Annotated in this window: 19 protein-coding genes; 14 read left to right on the forward strand and 5 right to left on the reverse strand. The window is 62.0% G+C overall.

The window, feature by feature from the left end; genetic code table 11:
* The first annotated feature begins 31 nt into the window (after window positions 1–31).
* The 7 genes from radC to V7D69_RS02530 all read left to right on the forward strand — a co-directional run bounded on the left by radC (window position 32) and on the right by V7D69_RS02530 (window position 5757).
* Window positions 32–766, forward strand: coding sequence for a RadC family protein (gene radC, locus V7D69_RS02500; RefSeq protein WP_324061896.1), 735 nt, complete (start codon window positions 32–34; stop codon window positions 764–766).
* The gene (locus tag V7D69_RS02505) at window positions 766–1500 is read left to right on the forward strand and encodes an NRDE family protein (RefSeq protein WP_324061898.1); all 735 of its coding nucleotides are present in this window, start codon (window positions 766–768) and stop codon (window positions 1498–1500) included. Before radC ends, V7D69_RS02505 begins: the two co-directional genes overlap by 1 nt.
* 302 nt (window positions 1501–1802) lie before the next feature.
* Complete coding sequence (gene purB, locus V7D69_RS02510) at window positions 1803–3116, forward strand: adenylosuccinate lyase (protein ID WP_324061900.1); 1314 nt, start codon at window positions 1803–1805, stop codon at window positions 3114–3116.
* A gap of 74 nt (window positions 3117–3190) precedes the next feature.
* Entirely contained in the window at window positions 3191–3544 is a 354-nt protein-coding gene (locus V7D69_RS02515; protein WP_324061902.1) for a LapA family protein, read from the forward strand.
* 3 nt (window positions 3545–3547) lie between these two features.
* Complete coding sequence (pyrF, locus tag V7D69_RS02520) at window positions 3548–4237, forward strand: orotidine-5'-phosphate decarboxylase (protein WP_324061904.1); 690 nt, start codon at window positions 3548–3550, stop codon at window positions 4235–4237.
* Window positions 4238–4325: 88 nt separating this feature from the next.
* Window positions 4326–5090, forward strand: a complete 765-nt coding sequence (locus V7D69_RS02525; RefSeq protein ID WP_324061906.1) for an SIMPL domain-containing protein — start codon at window positions 4326–4328, stop codon at window positions 5088–5090.
* A 25-nt stretch (window positions 5091–5115) separates the two neighbouring features.
* Window positions 5116–5757 carry a phosphoribosylanthranilate isomerase gene (locus tag V7D69_RS02530; RefSeq protein WP_333604990.1) on the forward strand — a complete coding sequence of 214 codons (642 nt, stop codon included), beginning with the start codon at window positions 5116–5118 and terminating at the stop codon, window positions 5755–5757.
* A gap of 60 nt (window positions 5758–5817) precedes the next feature.
* Here the strand turns inward: V7D69_RS02530 and V7D69_RS02535 are convergent, their stop codons facing one another.
* Window positions 5818–6285, reverse strand: coding sequence for a hypothetical protein (locus V7D69_RS02535; RefSeq protein ID WP_324061910.1), 468 nt, complete (start codon window positions 6283–6285; stop codon window positions 5818–5820).
* 310 nt (window positions 6286–6595) lie between these two features.
* On the opposite strand from V7D69_RS02535, the gene trpB reads away from it, so the two are divergent.
* The 3 genes from trpB to V7D69_RS02550 are packed head-to-tail and all read left to right on the forward strand — an operon-like array spanning window position 6596 to window position 9955.
* Window positions 6596–7837, forward strand: a complete 1242-nt coding sequence (gene trpB / locus V7D69_RS02540) for a tryptophan synthase subunit beta (RefSeq protein WP_324061912.1) — start codon at window positions 6596–6598, stop codon at window positions 7835–7837.
* A gap of 1 nt (window position 7838) precedes the next feature.
* Window positions 7839–8615, forward strand: a complete 777-nt coding sequence (trpA, locus tag V7D69_RS02545; protein ID WP_324061914.1) for a tryptophan synthase subunit alpha — start codon at window positions 7839–7841, stop codon at window positions 8613–8615.
* Window positions 8616–8617: 2 nt separating this feature from the next.
* Entirely contained in the window at window positions 8618–9955 is a 1338-nt protein-coding gene (locus V7D69_RS02550) for a bifunctional folylpolyglutamate synthase/dihydrofolate synthase (protein WP_333604991.1), read from the forward strand.
* On the opposite strand, the gene V7D69_RS02555 is transcribed toward V7D69_RS02550, so the two are convergent.
* On the reverse strand, window positions 9933–11624 hold the full coding sequence (locus V7D69_RS02555; protein WP_333604992.1) for an AmpG family muropeptide MFS transporter: 1692 nt from the start codon (window positions 11622–11624) through the stop codon (window positions 9933–9935). The genes V7D69_RS02550 and V7D69_RS02555 overlap by 23 nt on opposite strands.
* Before the next feature lie 99 nt (window positions 11625–11723).
* On the opposite strand from V7D69_RS02555, the gene V7D69_RS02560 reads away from it, so the two are divergent.
* On the forward strand, window positions 11724–12641 hold the full coding sequence (locus tag V7D69_RS02560) for a pseudouridine synthase (RefSeq protein WP_324061920.1): 918 nt from the start codon (window positions 11724–11726) through the stop codon (window positions 12639–12641).
* Window positions 12638–13201, forward strand: coding sequence for a 16S rRNA (guanine(966)-N(2))-methyltransferase RsmD (rsmD, locus tag V7D69_RS02565; protein ID WP_324061922.1), 564 nt, complete (start codon window positions 12638–12640; stop codon window positions 13199–13201). The genes V7D69_RS02560 and rsmD overlap by 4 nt, the downstream gene beginning before the upstream one ends.
* Window positions 13202–13659: 458 nt before the next feature.
* Here rsmD and V7D69_RS02570 read toward each other — a convergent pair whose 3' ends face one another.
* Window positions 13660–14433 carry a hypothetical protein gene (locus V7D69_RS02570; RefSeq protein ID WP_333604993.1) on the reverse strand — a complete coding sequence of 258 codons (774 nt, stop codon included), beginning with the start codon at window positions 14431–14433 and terminating at the stop codon, window positions 13660–13662.
* 63 nt (window positions 14434–14496) lie between these two features.
* Here V7D69_RS02570 and V7D69_RS02575 point away from each other — a divergent pair, with 63 nt between their 5' ends.
* Complete coding sequence (locus V7D69_RS02575) at window positions 14497–16797, forward strand: ATP-dependent helicase (RefSeq protein ID WP_333604994.1); 2301 nt, start codon at window positions 14497–14499, stop codon at window positions 16795–16797.
* A gap of 36 nt (window positions 16798–16833) precedes the next feature.
* Here V7D69_RS02575 and V7D69_RS02580 read toward each other — a convergent pair whose 3' ends face one another.
* Window positions 16834–17430: a methyltransferase family protein gene (locus V7D69_RS02580; RefSeq protein ID WP_333604995.1), complete on the reverse strand. Its 597-nt coding sequence runs from the start codon at window positions 17428–17430 to the stop codon at window positions 16834–16836.
* 176 nt (window positions 17431–17606) lie between these two features.
* On the opposite strand from V7D69_RS02580, the gene V7D69_RS02585 reads away from it, so the two are divergent.
* Window positions 17607–18398, forward strand: coding sequence for a sterol desaturase family protein (locus tag V7D69_RS02585; RefSeq protein ID WP_333604996.1), 792 nt, complete (start codon window positions 17607–17609; stop codon window positions 18396–18398).
* Between the two features lie 13 nt (window positions 18399–18411).
* Here the strand turns inward: V7D69_RS02585 and V7D69_RS02590 are convergent, their stop codons facing one another.
* Complete coding sequence (locus V7D69_RS02590; protein WP_324063996.1) at window positions 18412–19767, reverse strand: DEAD/DEAH box helicase; 1356 nt, start codon at window positions 19765–19767, stop codon at window positions 18412–18414.
* Between the last annotated feature and the right edge of the window lie 56 nt (window positions 19768–19823).

Genomic DNA, 19823 nt, shown 5'->3' on the forward strand with positions numbered 1-19823 from the left:
GGCGCGAGAAAGGCAATTGGTTGCGCAGCATATGCCTGACGATGCCCCACTCTTTGATGAATGCGCCGCGCCGACTTCCCGTTCCGTTGATGCGGCTCATGATCCCTCCGGTCATCGCAAACGGCTTCGCAAGCGCTTGCTGGACGGCGGAACCGAGGCGCTTGCCGATCATGAGGTGATCGAGCTTCTGCTCACGCAGGCGGTGGCGCGGCGAGACATGAAGCCGTTGGCCCGCAGCCTGCTGCAACGCTTCGGTTCGCTGGCCGGCGTCCTCCATGCCGATCCGCGCACGCTGGCCACGCACCCTGGCATGGGCGAAGCAACCACTGTGGCGCTGCAGCTCGTTCGTGTCGCGGCCACCCGCATGGCGCGCCAGCAAGTGCGCGAGGCCCCCGTGGTGGGATCGTGGCAGGCCCTGATCGACTATCTGACAATCGACATGGCGCACCTGACGGTGGAGCGCGTTCGAGTGCTTTACCTTAACGCCAAGAACATGCTGATTCTTGACGATCTGGTCGGAGAAGGTTCGATCGACGAGGCCGCCATCCATCCGCGTGAAGTGATCCGCCGCGCGTTGGACGTGGGCGCGACGGCGCTGATCCTGGTGCACAATCACCCTTCCGGGGCCCCGAACCCCAGTCGCGCGGATATCGAGATTACCAATCGGATCGCCGAAGCGGGACGCCTTCTTGGGGTTACCGTATACGACCATGTGATTATCGGCCGCGAGGGGCATGTTAGCCTCAAGGCCAAAGGGCTCATCTGATGTGTGTCGCGGCGCTCGCCTGGGATGCGCATCCCGATTGGCTGCTCGTCTGCGCCGGCAATCGGGATGAGTTCCACGCCCGGCCTGCCGCTCCCCTGGCACGGTGGACGGATGATTCGGGCATTATCGCCGGCCGGGACCTGACAGGCGGCGGCACCTGGCTCGGGCTAACAGAGATGAGCAGGTTCGCGCTCGTCACCAATTACCGCGTGTCCGATGGCGCTCGACCCGGCCGTCCTTCACGCGGGCGTCTCGTCACGGACCTGCTGACCGGTGCGACGCCGCACGACATGGCGGAAATGAATCCTTTCAACTTGGTGCTGGTCGAAAACTGCAGCGCGTGGTTCCTGACCAATCATCCGCAAATCGAGCGGCGCCCCCTCTCGCCCGGGATTCATGGCTTGTCCAACGGGGGTTTCGATGTGCCATGGCCCAAGACTCTGAAGGTCGAGAACATGCTCGTGCAATGGCTCGAACATGCCCACGGCAATTTGGCCCCGTTGATCGATGCCCTGCGCGATGAAACGCCGGCCATCGATCCCAGCTCAGATCACGGTCCCGAGCCCAGGTTCGCGCCGGTCTTCATTCACAATCCCACTTACGGCACTCGCTGCAGCACGGTTCTGGCCATCGGCCGCAATGGCAAAGGCGTCGTGATGGAGCGCAGCTTTGCGCCGGAAGGAACGATGATCGGCGAGCGTATTGAAACTTTCATGTGGACTGAGGTATTCTGAACTTAAATATTTGAATAATATATATTTATCGTATTTTTTGGTGGATTTTCCTACACTGGACAAATCTGCGATACCTGCACGATGCAGTCCCACGAGCATTCTATGCCTTCCCTCAGGCGGGGCCGTCAGCCGGGCTTACGAAAGCCGCCGGAGTTTTCGCTCTGGACCGTGTCAACTGTGTCAACCGTCGGTATCGGCCCTCTGCATCTGCGCCCCTTTCGTGCATTGGGGCCGCCTCGGCCCTTGCCATTGCGCCCCCCCGCGCCTAGCGGCTCGCGCGTCAGGAATGTAGGAGTCGAACCATGGTCCCCCGCTACGCCCGCCCCGCGATGACCGCCATCTGGGAGCCGGAAGCGCGCTATCGCATCTGGTTCGAGATCGAGGCTCACGCCGCCGTCAAGATGGGCGAGATGGGCACCGTGCCCGCCAGCGCCGGTGCCGCGCTCTGGGACTGGTGGGCCAGCAACCCCGTCATCGACGTGGCGGCGATCGACGCGATCGAGGCCGTGACCAAGCATGACGTGATCGCCTTCCTTGATTGGGTGGCGCAGCAGGTCGGTCCCGAAGCGCGCTTCATGCACCAGGGCATGACCAGTTCCGACGTGCTGGACACCACGCTCAATGTCCAACTCACGCGCGCGGCCGATATCCTGCTCGCGGATCTCGATGCTCTGCTCACCGCGATCCAGCGCCGCGCGCAAGAGCACAAGTATACGCCCACGATCGGACGCAGCCACGGCATTCACGCCGAACCCGTGACTTTCGGCCTCAAGCTGGCCGAAGCCTTTGCCGAGTTTTCGCGTTGCAGGAAGCGCCTGGTCGCCGCGCGCGAGGAAGTGGCCACTTGCGCCATCTCCGGCGCGGTCGGCACTTTCGCCAACGTCGATCCAGCGGTGGAAGCTTACGTCGCCGAAAAGATGGACCTGAGCGTCGAGCCGGTTTCCACCCAGGTCATCCCGCGCGATCGCCACGCGATGTTCTTCGCCACGCTGGGTGTCATCGCCAGCTCGATCGAACGCCTTGCCGTCGAGGTTCGCCACTTGCAGCGCACCGAGGTGCTGGAGGCAGAGGAATACTTCTCGCCGGGGCAAAAGGGCTCCAGCGCCATGCCGCATAAGCGCAATCCGGTGCTGACCGAGAATCTGACCGGCCTTGCCCGCGTCGTCCGCTCGGCCGTCGTCCCGGCCATGGAGAACGTGGCGCTCTGGCACGAACGCGACATCTCGCACTCTTCGGTCGAACGCTTCATCGGCCCGGACGCTACCATCACATTGGACTTCGCGCTGGCGCGCCTCACCAGCGTCATCGACAAGCTGCTCGTCTATCCCGAACGGATGAAGAAGAACCTCGATCGGATGGGTGGCCTTGTCCATTCCCAGCGCGTCCTGCTGGCGCTAACCCAGGCCGGCCTGAGCCGCGATGAAAGCTACCGCCTCGTTCAGCGCAACGCGATGAAGGTGTGGGAGTCCGACGGACAACTCAGCCTCATGGAACTGCTCAAGGCCGATCCGGAGGTCGCCGCCGCGCTCCCGGCGGAAGTGATCGAGGAGAAGTTCAACCTCGATTACCACTTCAAGCACGTCGATACGATCTTCGCCCGCGTGTTCGGCGCCTGAACGTGCCTGCCGCTCTTCCCTTGCCCCGGATTCCGGCCTAGCATCCGCTGTCACGCGGGGGCGCAGGAGGAAGAATGCAGATCATCCGTACCGTGGGGTGGATCGCCGTCACAGCGATCCTGGTTGCCTTCATTGCCATGAACTGGACAAAGGTTCCGGTGAATTTCTGGCCGCTGGACGATGGCAACTATTTCCATTTCGAATGGCCGGTGGGGGTCATCGCGCTGGTGTTCTTCGCGTTAGGGATGGCGCCCTTGTGGCTTTACTTGCGGGCCGTGCGCTGGCGCCTGGGCAAGCGGATCGCCAACCTCGAAAATTCGCTGCGTGCCAGTTCCCTGCCCTCGATCGCCGCGCGCGCCGATGACGCTCCATCAATGGGGGCGACGTTTTCCGAAGCCCTCCCGCCAACTCCTTCTCCGGAAATCTGAGCAATGAATCACAATCCCGTCTACCTTGCGCTCGATCTGCCCCGCCTTGACGCCGCGGAAGCATTGGCGCGCAAGGTTGCGGGCCATATCGGCGGGATCAAGCTGGGCCTGGAGTTCTTCTGCGCGCATGGTCATCACGGCGTGCATGAATTGCACAAGCTGGGCCTGCCGATCTTCCTCGACCTCAAGCTGCACGATATTCCCAATACTGTCGCCGCCGCGATGCAGGCGATCCACGTGCTGGAACCATCGATCGTCACCGTTCACGCTGCCGGCGGCCGCGCCATGATGGAAGACGCCAAGGCCGCAGCGGGAGAAAATTGCAAGGTCGTGGCCGTCACGGTTCTTACCAGCCTTGACGGGGATGACCTATGCGCCACCGGCGTATCTTTTTCCCCCCACGATCAGGCACTTCGCCTCGCCGAACTTGCGAAAGCCGCCGGGCTCGACGGTATCGTCTGTTCCGGCCATGAGGTGAGCGCCGTGCACAGGCAGTGGAAGGACGGCTTCTTCGTCGTTCCCGGCCTACGTCCGGATAATGGCAAAAAGGGGGGCAAGAACGGTGACCAGAAGCGCACCGTAACCCCGCGCGAAGCCAGAGATGCGGGTGCCAGCGTGCTGGTGGTCGGCCGCCCGATCAGCCGCGCCGACGATCCGCTGGCTGCAGCGCGTGCCATAGAGGCGACACTCTAGCGCCATAAATTCGCTCCATCGGTTCAGGCACGCGCAATCTGCCTTGCGGCAAGCCGTTGTCGTTGTTGGACAAATGGAGAGATGTCGAATGAAACGCCCGAAGCTGCTTGCCAGCGCCCTCATCCTTGGAACCTGTGTCGCCAGCGCCCAGCCGGCAGCCGCCCAAGCAAGCCTGATTCCGGCGATAGAAGCGGGGCACACCCTGCTGACAGTGACGGCGGAAGGCAGTTCCACCCGGACACCGGACATGGCAGCCTATTCAGCCGGTGTGACCACGCAAGGCACCACAGCAAGCGAAGCTCTGTCCGCTAATTCCACTCAGATGAACCGCGTGATCGCCGCTCTCAAGCAGGCGGGGATCGCAGACAGGGACATTCAGACCAGCAATCTCAATCTCAACCCCGTCTATTCCCAACCCAAGCGCCTGCCAGACGGCAGCGATGTCGAGGGGCCGCAGCGCATCGTCGGGTATCAGGCGAACAACACCGTTTCGGTGCGCCAACGCAAGCTCGACGAAATGGGCAAAGTGATCGACGCACTGGTCCAGGCGGGCGCCAATCAGGTCAACGGCCCTGACTTCACACTGGCGGAACCTGCCGCCGCGCGTGACGAAGCCCGTGTAAAAGCGCTCAAGGATGCACGCGCCCGCGCCGACCTCTATGCCAAGGCGGCGGGCCTGCGTGTCGTCCGCATCCTCTCGATCAGCGAAAGCGGCGGTTATGCCCCACAGCCGATCATGGTCACGGCGATGCGTAAAGGGGCCATGGACTTCGCGGCCGCACCCGCGCCGGTGGCTGCCGGCGAACTGGAGATGAACGTCAATGTCACGGCGCAATTCGAACTGGCGCCGTGATTGTTTGACAGGCTAAGGGGCGGCTATGCCTGCCCCAGCGATCAAGATTTGCGGAATCAGCACCCCCGGCGCGCTCGAAGCGGCGATCCGCGCGCGCGCCGCTTATATCGGCCTCAATTTCTTTCCGAAGAGCCCGCGCTTCGTATCCCCGGGACAAGCGGCTGAGCTATCGGAGCGTGCAGAGGGTCGCGTCCGCCGCGTTGGGCTGTTCGTCGACGCGGACGACGACGCACTTGCCCAATTCATCGCAGCCACGCAACTGGACGGGCTGCAGCTTCACGGTTCGGAAAGTCCTGAGCGCACAGCTCAGGTTCGCGCTCGTTTTGGCCTGCCGGTGTGGAAGGCGCTGTCAGTGGCCAGTGCGGATGATGTCGCGCATGCTCATGCCTATGCCGGCGCCGCCGACCTCATCCTGTTCGATGCCAAGACGCCCAAGGGCGCCCTGCCCGGCGGCATGGGCCTGAGCTTCGATTGGAGCCTGGTGGCACAGTGGAAGGGAGCGGTGGCCTGGGGTCTTGCCGGCGGTCTTACCCCGGAAAACGTGGCCGAGGCGGTCGCTCTTACCGGCGCTCCGCTAGTCGACACATCCTCAGGCGTGGAAAGCGCACCGGGCATCAAGGACGAGGGTAAGATCGCGGCCTTTTGCGCTGCCGTTCAAAGGGCATAGAAAAAGGCGGCCCGCCCGAAGCGGACCGCCCTCCTCTTTTCCGACCTCGGTGCAATCGGATCAGAACTTCATGCCCACACCGGCAAGCACGGCATCGGTATCGGGCGTGTGATCGCCGATGATGTTATGGCGGTACTCCACCTTGCCGTAGAGCTTTTGGCCAATATCCTGCTGATAACCGCCGCCGACCGCGACCGACTCATTGCAAGTGGCGCAATTCTTGGTCTGGTAATCGGACAGGGCATAGAGTTTGCCGCCGCTGCCGGTCTTCATGCCCAGGCGACCACCGAAGCCCCAGGAAACGCGTGTACCGGAAGTCAGCAGCTTGTCGGCTGACACGTCGACGCCGACAAATGCCCGGCTGCCCAGATCGAAGTCATAGCCACCGGCCACGCCCGCTGTCGCTTCGGTATCGCCGTGATTCCAGACAACGCCGCCACGAGTCTCCAAGCGGGCCTCGTTGGCAAACGCCGGCGCGGCAAGCGCGGCGGTGGCGGCCGCGGCAAGCGAAAGGATGGCAATACGCATAATCGATACTCCAGATAATCTTCCCGGCTTACCGGGACCCACCCCGGCTAGGCCCGCCGCGCTTGCCCGCAGGTGAACCAATCGGGGCAATTTCAGGGCAAATGGTCGCAGGCCAACGACAGTTCACAACAACCGCGAGATAACTGAATCCTAAAGTTATTTTTTCACATTCATCCGCCTTTGCGCCATTCATTCGGACACGGGCAAGGTCCAACGGTCCGCCGCCCGGGCTGCGCCTCCGGCAAGACGATTGGAAGGGCCCGGCAAGGCTGCTCTGGACAAGCGTGGGAGCCTCTGCCAAGCGCGCTCTATGACTGTCCGACCGCCCGTGAACTCTCTGCGCTCGCTGCCTGACGCGACCGGCCATTTCGGTCAGTTCGGCGGCCGCTACGTGGCCGAGACGCTGATGCCGCTGATCCTCGATCTGGATAAGGAGTATCGCAAGGCGAAAGAAGATCCGGCCTTTCGAGCTGAGTTCGAAGACCTGCTGAAGCATTTCGTCGGTCGGCCAAGCCCGCTCTATCATGCGCCGCGCATGACCGAGCACTTCCGCGAACTGGCTCCGGCGGGCAAAGGCCCCAAGATCTATTTCAAGCGCGAAGACCTGAATCACACGGGCGCGCACAAGATAAACAATTGCATCGGCCAGATCCTGCTCGCCCGCCGCATGGGCAAGACGCGGATCATTGCTGAGACAGGCGCCGGGCAGCACGGCGTCGCGACCGCTACGGTCGCCGCCCGTTTCGGCCTTCCCTGCGTGATCTTCATGGGCGCCAAGGATGTAGAGCGGCAAAAGCCCAACGTGTTCCGCATGAAGCTGCTCGGTGCGGAAGTGCATCCCGTGACCAGCGGCGCGGAAACGCTGAAAGATGCGATGAACGAAGCGCTGCGCGACTGGGTCGCCAATGTGCATGACACGTTCTACATCATCGGTACGGCGGCGGGGCCGCACCCCTATCCTGAGCTCGTACGCGATTTCCAAAGCGTGATCGGAAACGAGACCCGCGAACAGATCATGGAAGCGGAGCGCCGCCTGCCGGACACGCTGGTGGCGGCCGTGGGCGGCGGCTCCAATGCGATCGGCATGTTTCATCCCTTCCTGGACGATCCCGATGTGGCGATGGTCGGCATAGAAGCTGCGGGCCACGGCATCGAAAGCGGTCAGCACGCGGCCAGCCTTACCGGCGGACGTCCCGGCATCCTTCACGGCAACAAGACGTATTTGCTGCAGGACGAGGACGGGCAGATCACGGAAGCTCACTCGATCAGCGCCGGTCTCGATTATCCCGGCCTTGGGCCGGAACACTCTTGGCTGCACGAAAGCGGCAGGGTCCGCTATGTGCCGATCACGGACGACCAGGCACTGGAAGCCTTCCAACTCTGCTGCGCGCTCGAGGGCATCATCCCGGCGTTGGAAAGCGCGCACGCCCTGGCCGCCCTGCCCCAGCTCACCGCCGAGATGGATGAGGACAAGATCCTTGTCGTGAATGTCTCCGGCCGGGGGGACAAGGATATCTTCACTGTGGCGGACGCCTTGGGAGTGGATCTCTGACATGACCCGCTTCGAAACCGCATTCGCAAAGGGCCCCGCCCTCGTCTGTTTCATCACCGCCGGTGACGGTGACACCGCCGCCAATCTGGACGCCCTTGTCGAAGGTGGCGCCGATGTGATCGAGCTGGGCATGCCCTTCACTGATCCCATGGCCGATGGCCCGGCGATCCAGGAAGCGAACCTTCGCTCCCTGGCCAAGGGCACGCGCACGGCGGACATCTTCCGCATGGCGGGCGAATTTCGTCAGCGCCATCCGCATGTGCCGCTTGTACTGATGGGCTATGCCAATCCGATGACCATTCGCGGCCCCGAATGGTTCGCGATCGAATGTGCCAAAGCGGGCGTCGATGGAGTGATCTGCGTCGACATTCCGCCCGAGGAAGATGCGGAGCTTGGACCGGCCCTGCGCACCGCAGGCGTCTCTCTGATCCGGCTTGCCACGCCTACCACGGACGCGGCGCGGCTTCCCGCCGTGCTCAGCGGCTCCTCAGGCTTTCTCTATTACGTCTCCGTTGCCGGAATCACCGGGATGCAGCAAGCCGCGCAGGCGTCGATCGAGCAGGCGGTAAGCAAGCTCAAAGCGGCATCGGACATCCCCGTCGCTGTCGGCTTTGGCGTCCGTACGCCGGAACAGGCCAGTGCAATCGCCAAAGTGGCGGACGGCGTGGTGGTTGGCTCCGCACTGGTGGACGTTGTGAAGCAGCATGGCGACGCGGCGGCCGCTCCCTTGCGCGAATTGACGGCCGCTCTTGCCAGCGCGGTACATTCGGTGCGCTGACTATGCGCGACTTCGCGGTTTCAGACGATCCGCGCGTGCAGGCGCAACTCGATCGGCTCGGAACGCTGTCCTTGCCGCAGGGGCGGATCGGGATCGAAACGATTGGTGCGCTGCTGGAGCGTCTTGGCGACCCGCAGCGACGCTTGCCGCCCGTATTCCACATTGCCGGGACCAACGGCAAAGGATCGACCTGCGCCTTTCTGCGCGCCGCTCTGGAGGCGGCGGGCCATAAGGTCCATGCCTTCACCAGCCCGCATCTCGTGCGCTTTAATGAGCGGATTCGCATCGCCGGAAAACTGATCGACGACGAAGCCCTGGCAGCCCTGCTTGCAGAAGTGCTGGATGCGGCCGAAGCAGCAGGGATCGCCGCCAGCTTTTTCGAGATTTCGACCGCCGTCGCCTTTCTGACCTTCGCCCACTCCCCGGCCGATGCCTGTGTGATCGAGGTTGGTTTGGGCGGTCGTTTCGATGCAACCAACGTGTTGGAAAGCCCCGCGGTCTGCGGCATCGCTTCGCTCGGCATCGATCACGAGGCGTTCCTGCTGGCCGCCGAAGAAGGCGCACCAAGCGCGCCCTTTTCTCGCATCGCCTTTGAAAAAGCGGGAATCGCCAAACGCGGCGTGCCGCTCGTCACGCTCGATTATACCCCAGCGATGAACGAGACCATTGCCGACCAGGCCGCGCGGGCGGGCGGGCCGCTCGTTCGGCAAGGGCGCGAATGGTCCCTTCATCCCCAAACCGAAGGTTTCATCTATCGCGATGCTAAGGGAGAAGTAGCGCTTCCCGCACCTGGCCTGCCTGGCGCTCATCAGATCAGCAACGCGGGCCTCGCGGTGGCCATGCTGCGGCACCAGGATGCGATCCAGATGTCCGAGGCGGCGCTGGCCAGCGCCGTCAGCAGTACTCATTGGCCGGCGCGTCTCCAACCACTGCGAGAAGGTCCGCTGACCGCCCTTCTCCCTTCGCGCGCTCCATGCTGGCTCGACGGAGGGCACAACCCTGACGCGGGCAGAGCGCTGGCGAGCCATTTCAGCGCCTCGAACGCGCCAATACATCTCATCATCGGCATGCTGGCAAACAAGAATCCGGCTGCGCTGCTCGCCCCTTTGGAAGGCCGGCTGGCGAGTGTGACGGCGGTTCCGGTTCCCGGTCATCCTTCACACGACGTCGCGGCTTTCGCCCAGGTTTCAGACAAGGTCCGGCCTGGCGCGGCGGCTAACGTCGCCGAAGCGCTGCGCCGGCTTCCCATCAATCCAGACGCAGGGGAAATCGTGCTGATCGCAGGTTCGCTCTATCTGGCGGGCGAAGTGCTGCGACTTAATCAACAGATTCCGGACTGACCCGTTTTTCCCGGCTGACGCGCAGCCATTCCAGCGACACGAACAGCACCGATATCAATGCGGTCGCCGCGGTCACCCGAAATACGGGGGCATAGCCGTAAAGATCAAACGCCTCACCAACCGCGCCGCGTCCGAGGGTGCCGACCAGCGAAAGCAATGATGAAAGCAGCGCATACTGAATCGCGCCGTAACGCTTGCTGACGATGCCGGATACGTAGGCCACAAAGGCCGTCAGCGCGAGGCCGGTGGCTACGTTCTCATAGCATATCGCCAGCAACAACCGCGTCATCCGTCCGTCGGAACCCAGGGAGGCGGCCAACGAATCAAGCCGCAAGAGATGTGAAAACGCGTCAATCGTATGCCCCCCTTCCGCAAGGTCAGCATAAAGAAAGTTGCCGAGTGGTGGCAGCACAGCGCCCAGCATGATCGTGGGGAATCGACCGATCCGGGTGAACAGATAGCCGCCCAGACTGATCCCCAGCATCGTCATCACGATGCCAAAGATCTTGGAGGCGAAGGCGACCTCTTCCTTGGTATACTTCAGTTCATCAAGGTAGAAAGGATACGCGAAACTGGCCCAGATATTATAGCAGATCGCATATGTCAGGATGAAGCCGAGCACGATCAACACACCTATCTTCAGTCGCCCGGCAAGTTCCGCCAGCGGCGCGACCAACGCGGAATAAAGGTGATTGGCGACCGTCCGTGCGGTGGAATGCACTGGATCATGCCGGGCCAGCACTTGATCCGGCCGGGTCTTCAACCAATTGCTGAAGGCGGCGACCGCAAGGGGCAGGAAGACAGTTGCGAGCAGAATCCACGGCCCCCAGATGCGTGTAAAATCGGCAACCGAAGGTGGCGCTTCGCCCGGCGCGGCTTCATTCAGCATCGAGACCGCGAAGCTGGCGATGCGCCAGATCGCCCAAAGCCAACTCAGCCCCACCACGCCAAGGCATACAGCGCGTGTGTGCGGCTTGAGTGCGCCGGGCTCCGCGAGCGCTCCCTGCAGGATCTGACGTTGGGGGCGCGGCGTGTCCGGCGCCGCCAATGTCAGCGCGATCAGGACCGCCACCACCGCGGCCATGGCCAGATAGACCTCCGCCCAGCTCATATGGCTTGCCATAACCAGCGCGATCGCCCCTCCCACGATAGAGGCAGTGCGATACCCGAACTGATAAATGGCCGAGAGCAGTTCGATCGGCACATCATCATCCGCAACATCGATCCGCCAGCCGTCTATCGCGATATCATGCGTGGCGGAAGCCAGCGCACCGACGAAGGCAAAGCCGACGAAGCTGCCGATTGAATTTACGGGATCAGTAAAGGAAATGCCGGCGAGGGAAACGAGGATCAACGCCTGGCACAATGCGATCCAGCTCTTGCGTCGGCCCAGTCGCTCCAGCCCAGGCAAACGCACCCGGTCAACTACCGGCGACCATATGAACTTGAACGAATAGCTCAGGCCGATCCAGGAGAAGACGCCGATCATCGCCAGCTTCACGCCAACTTCCCCCAGCCAGGCGGTCAGCGTGCCCACCAGGAGCGCGAAAGGCAGGCCGGACGAGAAACCAAAGGCAAGCATCATCGCCGATTTGCGGTTCTGCAAGGCCAGCCACAGCAATCGCAGCCCTTTTGGGCGCTCCGGCTTCGTAGTTGCTGCGGTAGTCATGCCTGGATATTGCCTCCTGCCTGCAAACATCGGAGCTTAACGCCCGACGCCCTCAAGGGAAGGCTGGATGAACTGCCGATCAACAGCTAAGGCACTGCCATGCCAAGACCTCCCAGAAAAACCAGCGGGCCAGGGGGCGGTCCGCCACGCGGCCGCCATTCCGACAGCAGCCGCGGCGCGCCGCCGCACTCGCGCAAGCCCGACAGCGAAAGGGCGCGAACGAATAGACCACGCGCGGCAGCTCCGACGCCTAAATCACCTTCCCTGCCCCCGCGCGAGGGAGAACGCATCGCCAAGCTGCTTTCCCGCGCCGGAGTTGCCAGCCGGCGGGAGGCGGAACGACTGATCGCGGAAGGACGCGTCAAACTGGGAGAACAGGTGATTGATGCACCCTCGACCGTGCTCACCAGTTTGAAAGGCGTGACGGTTGACGGCAAGCCGGTCAAGGAAGCGGAAGCTACGCGTCTGTTCGTGTTCCACAAACCCGCCGGCCTTATCACGGCGGAACGCGATCCGGCCGGACGGCCTACGATCTATGCGGCGCTAAGAAATGCGCTTCCCGCAGGAGCCGGGCGAGTCATGCCGATCGGCAGGTTGGACTTCAACACCGAGGGGCTGCTGCTGCTGACTAACGACGGCGAGTTCAAGCGCCAGTTGGAGCTGCCCGCCACTGGGGTGCCACGCACTTATCGTGCGCGCGCTTTCGGAGATATTACACAAGCCCAGCTTGAAGATCTGATCGACGGGATCGAGATTGACGGCGTACGTTATGGCCGGATCGACGCGAATATGGAGCGCCGCACCGGGCGCAACCAGTGGGTCGAAATGACGTTGTCGGAAGGCAAGAACCGCGAAGTCCGCCGCGTGCTCGAACATCTCGGCCTTAAAGTGAGCCGCTTGATCCGGGCGGCATATGGCCCCTTTGTGCTCGGCAATTTGCCCAAAGGCACAGCCGGGGAAGTCGCCCCCCGTGACATCGAAGCTTTCCGGCGAACCTTGCCGGGAGGCAAGGAATGAAAGACGGGCTGCGCATCGTGGCGGGCGAATGGCGCGGACGCAAGCTGGCCGCCCCTGAGGGTGATACCACCAGGCCCACGGCCGATCGCACCCGCGAGACTTTGTTTTCCATGCTCACGAGCCGCCTTGGCTCGTTCGAGGGCCTGAAGGTGGCCGATCTTTTTGCCGGATCGGGCGCGTTGGGGCTTGAAGCCTTGTCACGCGGTGCCGCGCATTGCCTCTTCATCGACCAGGATCCAGCGGCGATCCGCGCGATCCGACGCAACATCGCAAACCTGCAAGCACAGACCCGCAGCGAGGTGCGCGCCTGCTCCGTTCTCTCGCTCGGGCCAGCACGAGAGCCGCTTGATCTCGTTTTGCTGGACCCGCCTTACGGGACCGGCGCCGGCGCGGTCGCGATCGATAAGCTGGCAAGGCTCGGCTGGATCGGCCACATGACCTGGATCAGTCTCGAAACGGCGCGGGACGAAACTGTCTCGATCAGGGGTTTCGAAACGGAGACCATGCGGGATACGGGTAAGGCACGGCTACATATCCTGCGGTGGCAGGGCCAGTCGTGAACGTAGATGGGACGCCTACTTTCCCGGCGCCCACCTTCCGTCTCCTGGCACGGTCTTATGCGCTGTTGGTTTTGGCGGGTTCATGCTCGCGCGCCCAATGTTGAAGGGGCTGATTACCCCAATTCAGTCCGGCCTGGCCGGATTGATGCATTCATCCTGCTTTTGAGCGTTGCAGACGGCGTAATTCTGACCGTCAAACCTGCACTTCCGTGGCTCGGCCGTGACTATCCCTGGATATGACCTGTGTCGGGCCGGCGGCGGCGGCGCTAGCCGTCGCAATTACCGCGGCGATGACAGAAAGCACCTGCTTCATCATGGTCGATCTCCCAATCTGGGTCCCCTGTCGCTGCGTCTAAAACGGCGCCTGGATTGAAGTTCCCGCCGTCAGCAAACGTGCGACAAATGACGAGACTTGGGAGGTAGCCTCGAACCAACGATCTTGCCGAAGAACGGGCGGCTCATTTACCGCCCGGATTACGGCAGTTGTCCTGAATTTTTCTGGTGCAAACCGGATAAGTCTTGTTCATCTCAGTGGCCGGCGGCGGTGTCAGCGCACCCTTATACGGCCCGGCGTGATAGCTCTGGTCAGCCGGCATGGCTGGGGGCACAGGCTCGCTGGCCGTGTGGGGATCGGTGGGTCCACTTGTCGGCGTTCCTCCTCCCGGTGGGTTGGCCTGTTTCTGCACTGTGTTCGCCGTGCTTGCGGCCTGCCCCTTGAGTTGCTGCATAACGGATTGCCAGGCAATTTCCCGCTGCTGCGGGCTCATTTTGTAAATCTGGCCCCGTTGTTCAGGCGTAAGCGCCCAATAGCCTTCCTGCCGCTCCGGCGGCAAAGTCCAGAAGTAGGCTTTGTTCTCGGGCGGCCAGCCAGCATAGTCCGCTTGCCGCTCAGGCGGCCAGGCGTCGTGAGCAGCTTGTTGCTGCGCCGTCAGCTTAGGCTCCCCGGCAGGCGTCGTGGCTGCCGGTCCTGACTGCGTGGGATCAGACGCGACTGGCGGTGTCGATCCGGGTGTGGACGGCTCAGATGAGGAAGGCGACGACCCAGCCGGGTCCGAACCGGATGGTGGAGGCACGGCGTCACTGGGAACTTCGCTGGCGGCGTCAGCGACCGAACTCACGATCGGTCCGACCGTCAGAGCCATAACCGCAGCCCCGGCAAGAAAGAACTTGCGCATGATTTTACCCTCCGTCGCGATGATGCAAGTGGGGGAAACACGAACCGGCCTGGCCATTGTTCCATTCGTTGCGACGAAGCGGCCTTGCGCCACGACACTCCGTTCCCTAGTTGTTCACGGGTGAACGATTTGAAATATCCCCTGTCCGCCGGCTCTGAAGACCCGCTGATCGTGGGGCTGAACGCCCCCCAGCGTGAGGCTGTTCTGACAACCGAAGGCCCTGTGCTGATGTTGGCCGGCGCGGGCACCGGCAAGACGGCAGCGCTTACCGCACGGCTTGCGCATTTGATCCGCAGTCGTCTCGCATGGCCCAGCGAGATCCTTTGCGTCACTTTCACGAACAAGGCGGCGCGCGAAATGCGTCAGCGCGTAGGAGGGCTGATCGGCCCGGCGGTGGAGGGCATGCCCTGGCTGGGCACCTTCCACGCCATCGCTGCGAAGATGCTCAGGCGACACGCCGAACTGGTGGGGCTGCAAGCCAATTACACGATCATCGACACGGACGACCAGCTTCGCCTGCTCAAGCAACTAATCCAAGCGGAAGGGGTGGATGAAAAGCGCTGGCCTGCGCGCCAACTGGCCGGCTGCATAGATCGCTGGAAGAATCGGGGCCTTAATCCGCAAGACATCGATGCAGGAGAGAACGAAGCTTACTGCAATGGCCGGGGCCGAAAGTTCTACCAGCTTTACCAGGATCGTTTGAAAGCGCTCAATGCATGCGATTTCGGCGATCTTCTCCTGCACATGCTGAATATCCTGCGCACTCGCCGCGAGGTGCTGGAACAGTACCAGCAACGGTTCAAGTACGTGATGGTGGACGAATATCAGGACACCAACCAGGTGCAGTATCTTTGGCTGCGTCTGATCGCACAAGGCCGGCAGAACATCTGCGTAGTGGGCGATGACGATCAGTCGATCTATTCCTGGCGCGGCGCCGAAGTGGCGAATATCCTGCGCTTCGAGAAGGATTTTCCCGGCGCCAAAGTGATCCGGCTGGAGCAGAATTATCGCTCCACGCCGCAAATATTGGCCGCCGCCTCCGGCCTTATCAGCGAGAACAGCCAGCGCCTGGGCAAGACGCTGTGGACCGAGCGCCACCCCGGCGACAAGCTGCGCGTGATCGGCGTTTGGGATGGCCCCGAAGAAGCGCGTCGGATCGGCGACGAAATCGAACGGCTTGAACGCGAAGGCGCGCCGCTCGATCAGGTCGCCATTCTCGTTCGCGCGCAATATCAGACGCGCGAACTCGAAGACCGCTTTATCAGCATCGGCCTGAGATACCGCATCATCGGCGGCTTCCGCTTTTATGAGCGTGCCGAGATCCGTGATGCATTGGCATATCTGCGCGTAATTGAGCAGCCGGCTGACGATCTTGCTTTCGAACGCATCTACAACACGCCTAAGCGCGGGCTTGGGGCCAAGGCGATCGAAGCACTGCACCAGCTGGCCCGCCGTCAGTCCATCCCGCTTACCGCCGCCGCGATTGAGATCGCCGATACGGACGAACTGCCCGCGCGCGCCCGCAATACCTTCCTTTCGCTGATGCGCGATTTTGCGCGCTGGCGCAGCCTGTCAGGCTCCGAAAGCCCGGCCAACCTGTTGCGCACTGTACTCGACGAAAGCGGCTATACCGATGCACTCCAGTCCGAAAAGACGGCAGAGGCGGCTGGGCGGCTGGAGAACCTCGTCGAACTCGCGCGCGCCATGGAGGAATATGACGGCCTTGGCGACTTCCTTGAGCATGTCAGCCTGGTGATGGACAACGACGCCGCGGCTGATGAGGAAAAGGTGACGATCATGACCATGCACGCCGCCAAAGGGCTGGAATTCGATCACGTCTTCCTGCCGGGCTGGGAGGAAGGGGTGTTTCCGTCACAGCGGGCGCTTGACGAAGGCGGCCTCGCCAGCCTTGAGGAGGAACGGCGCCTCGCTTATGTCGCCATCACGCGGGCGCGTCGCAAATGCACGATCCTTCACGCTGCCAACCGGCGCATTTATGGCCAGTGGACCAGTTCCATACCCTCGCGCTTCATCGCCGAATTGCCCGACGAACATGTGGAACAGGAAACGACACTTTCCGGGGGCGCGTCGCTGTGGCGAGCGCAATGGTCGGAACACGCCGATCCCTTCGCCGATGTCGCGCGCGCCAATCCTGCCCGCACGGTGACGCGCGGTCCAGGCTGGCAACGCGCGACGCGTCAGGAATACGATCCCATGCCGCGCAAGATCGCGGAAACCACGCGTAGCGCCGCAAGTTTCGCCGCCAAACCGCGCACGGACATTGCGGTGGGCGCGCGCGTCTTTCACGAAAAGTTCGGTTACGGCGTGGTTGCGGGGCAGGAAGGCAACAAGCTGGAGATCGATTTCGAACAAGCGGGCCGCAAGCGGGTGATCGACAGCTTTATAAAGATTCCGGATTGAAGGCGGCGTCGAGCAGACGCCCCGGCCCGCTTAAGTTCAAATCACGCCGGGTATTAGCCGCGATCGTACCGCGCTGGCATAGCTGCGATAGGCCGGGTCCTGCAGCAAGACCTTCTCTTCCTCACCGGCCCGCATCCAGAGCAGGATCCAGCACAAGGCGATCACAGCAACGTTCCAGACCGAAAGAAACAGCAGCAAAATGCCAAGGTGATTAATCAGATAACCGGAATACATGGGATGGCGCACGAAGCGGTAAAGCCCGCTCCGCTTTACGCCACGGTTCGCGGCCACGAGCCCGAAGCTGCGGCGTAACGAAAGCTTGGCCAGGATCGACAGCGCGACGCCGCCGGTGACAAGAGTGGTAGAAATCGCGTCCGGCAGTATCTGCTTGCCGACCGGCAGGATCAGAAGCGGACAGGCGGTTCCAACGAAGCCTAGCAACACCGGACGCAGCGCCATCGCCACCTCACCTGGCCGCTGCAATACGACCAGCAACACGCCGAGAATTTCGGCTGTCAGGAACACAATCACCTGCGGATGATGCGTCATTGTTGCGGCCATGCGGCTGACCGCTAACGAGGCCAGAGCAATGAGCAGCGCGCATTCGGTGTAGTGAATCAGACGATAACGCATCACCGCACTCCCCCAGATCACGCAAAACGTCGTCCCCTAACGACAGATCATCCGTACCGGATCGCGGTAAACAACCCGTTATGACGATCCGACAGCCCCCCATTTAGTCTTCAGAAACCACATGATGCTAAATCTCGATCTCGCAAAGAAACGGGCAACGGCATAAAAAAGCACAAATGCTGGATCTGATCGTCATCGTTGAGGCGCTTGTCGTGAGCGCGTTGCTGTTCGTTCCCTTAGAACGGCTTCTCCCGGTGCCGGATGCCGGTCGTCGAACATTGAAAAGCTGGATCGTCGATTTGGCTCATGCCACGCTAGGCGGTCAGGCCATCAAAACCGGCGCGACCGTGCTGCTGGCTCTCATCCTGATGGGCCATCCGCAATCGACGCTGGCCGCATCTCTGCCAATTTGGCTTCAAGTGATCCTCCTGCTTCTCATCTGTGATTTGATTATCTGGATTGTGCACCGTGCCTGCCATGCCATGCCTCTGCTATGGCGCTTTCATCGCATTCATCACAGCAGCACGCGCCTTGATTGGTTGGCGGCCTCCCGCGTCCACCCCTGCGAGCAAATCCTGATGACGACGGCAATCGCCTTGCCGATGCTGACACTGGGCTTTTCCCCTGCAGCAACCGCCATTTATCTTGGTGTTTACGAAGTTCATGCAGTGCTGCTTCATGCCAACACCCGTATGTCACTCGGCCCGCTGGAAGCGATCTTCACGCCGCCGCGCATCCATCACTGGCATCATGCCGACGAACCCCATGCCTATGACAGCAATTTCGGATCACAGCTCGTAATCTGGGACAGGATGTTCGGCACGGCCTATCATCCTCAACGACGCTATCCGAAGCGTTTCGGAGTAGATGCACCGCCGGAGGAGGATTTCGTCACGCACCTGCTCGCGCCGTTCAAGGCACAGCCTCCGGTCGCTGCCGATAGCGCATCAACCTCACAAATCGTGTGACGCTATACTCGCGTTACACCAAGGCGGACACACTGAGGAAATCCGGCACCGGACCGTTCCAACCTTCCTCAGCCGCACCGATATCCAGGTCCTCACGACGCGTGCCTCGCGCTTTGCGTGGCTTGACGGCGCTCTGTTCCTGTTGACGCGCGCTCTGGTCCCGCTTCACCCGGGGGCTGGTTTCGCGTCCACCGCTCTGGCCCTCGCGCCGCTGGCGCGGCGACGCTTCCTGGAAACGCTCTTCCGGCTCATCAAGCCGGAGTTCATAAATCGGAATTTTGCCTCCGGTCAGCTTCTCGACACTCTCGATCGCTTCGGCATCTTCCGGCGTGACAAGAGTGAAGGCGCGCCCCGTCGCCCCACCTCGGCCAGTGCGGCCGATACGGTGGACATAGTCATCCGGATGCCAAGGCGTGTCGAAGTTGAAGACGTGGGAAACGCCCTTGATGTCCAGGCCGCGTGCCGCGACATCGGATGCGCACAGGATATTGATCTCGCCGGCCTTGAAGCGGTCAAGCTCGGCAAGGCGGGCGGGTTGGTCCATGTCACCATGGATCTCGCCAGCGGCAAAGCCGTGTCGCTTGAGGCTTTTAGCCAATTCCCGCACCGCCGTCTTGCGGTTGCAGAAGACAATGGCGGTCGAAACGTCATCCGCGTGGAGCAAATGGCGTAGCGCCTCGCGCTTCTTCCTCGCAGGCACTGCCACTTTATGCTGCGCGATGTTGGTATTCGTCGTCGCCGGCCGCGCGACCTCTATATACTTGGGATTTGAGAGGAAGCGGTCAGCCAGCTTTTTGATCGGCGGCGGCATGGTCGCGGAAAAGAGAAGAGTCTGGCGATTTGTCGGCAGTTTCGCGCAGATATTCTCGATGTCGGGGATAAATCCCATGTCGAGCATGCGGTCTGCCTCATCGATCACCAGGAGTTCACAGCCGGTGAGCAGAATCTTTCCGCGCTCAAACAGGTCCATCAGGCGGCCCGGCGTGGCGATCAGCACGTCCACCCCTTCCGAAAGCGCCTTGACCTGATCGCCCATCTGCACGCCGCCGATCAGAAGCGCCATCTTCAGATCGTGATTCTTGCCGTACTTCTCGAAATTCTCGGAAACCTGTGCGGCCAGTTCGCGCGTAGGTTCCAGGATCAGCGAGCGCGGCATAAGTGCACGGCGCCGGCCGTGAGCAAGAATGTCGATCATCGGCAACACGAAGCTCGCCGTCTTGCCGGTGCCGGTCTGAGCGATGCCGATCAGATCCTTCATCATCAGAACCGGCGGAATCGCCTGCGCCTGAATAGGAGTCGGCTCCGTGTAGCCTGCGGCTTCCACCGCTTGCAGCAATTCGTCTGACAGGCCGAGATCGGCGAAGCTCATAAGTGACTGGTTTTCCGGAAAGGCTTGAGTGCATACGCACGACGCCGACCTGGAAC

This window comes from Novosphingobium sp. (assembly GCF_036733805.1).
In the GTDB taxonomy this organism is placed as follows: Bacteria; Pseudomonadota; Alphaproteobacteria; order Sphingomonadales; family Sphingomonadaceae; genus Novosphingobium.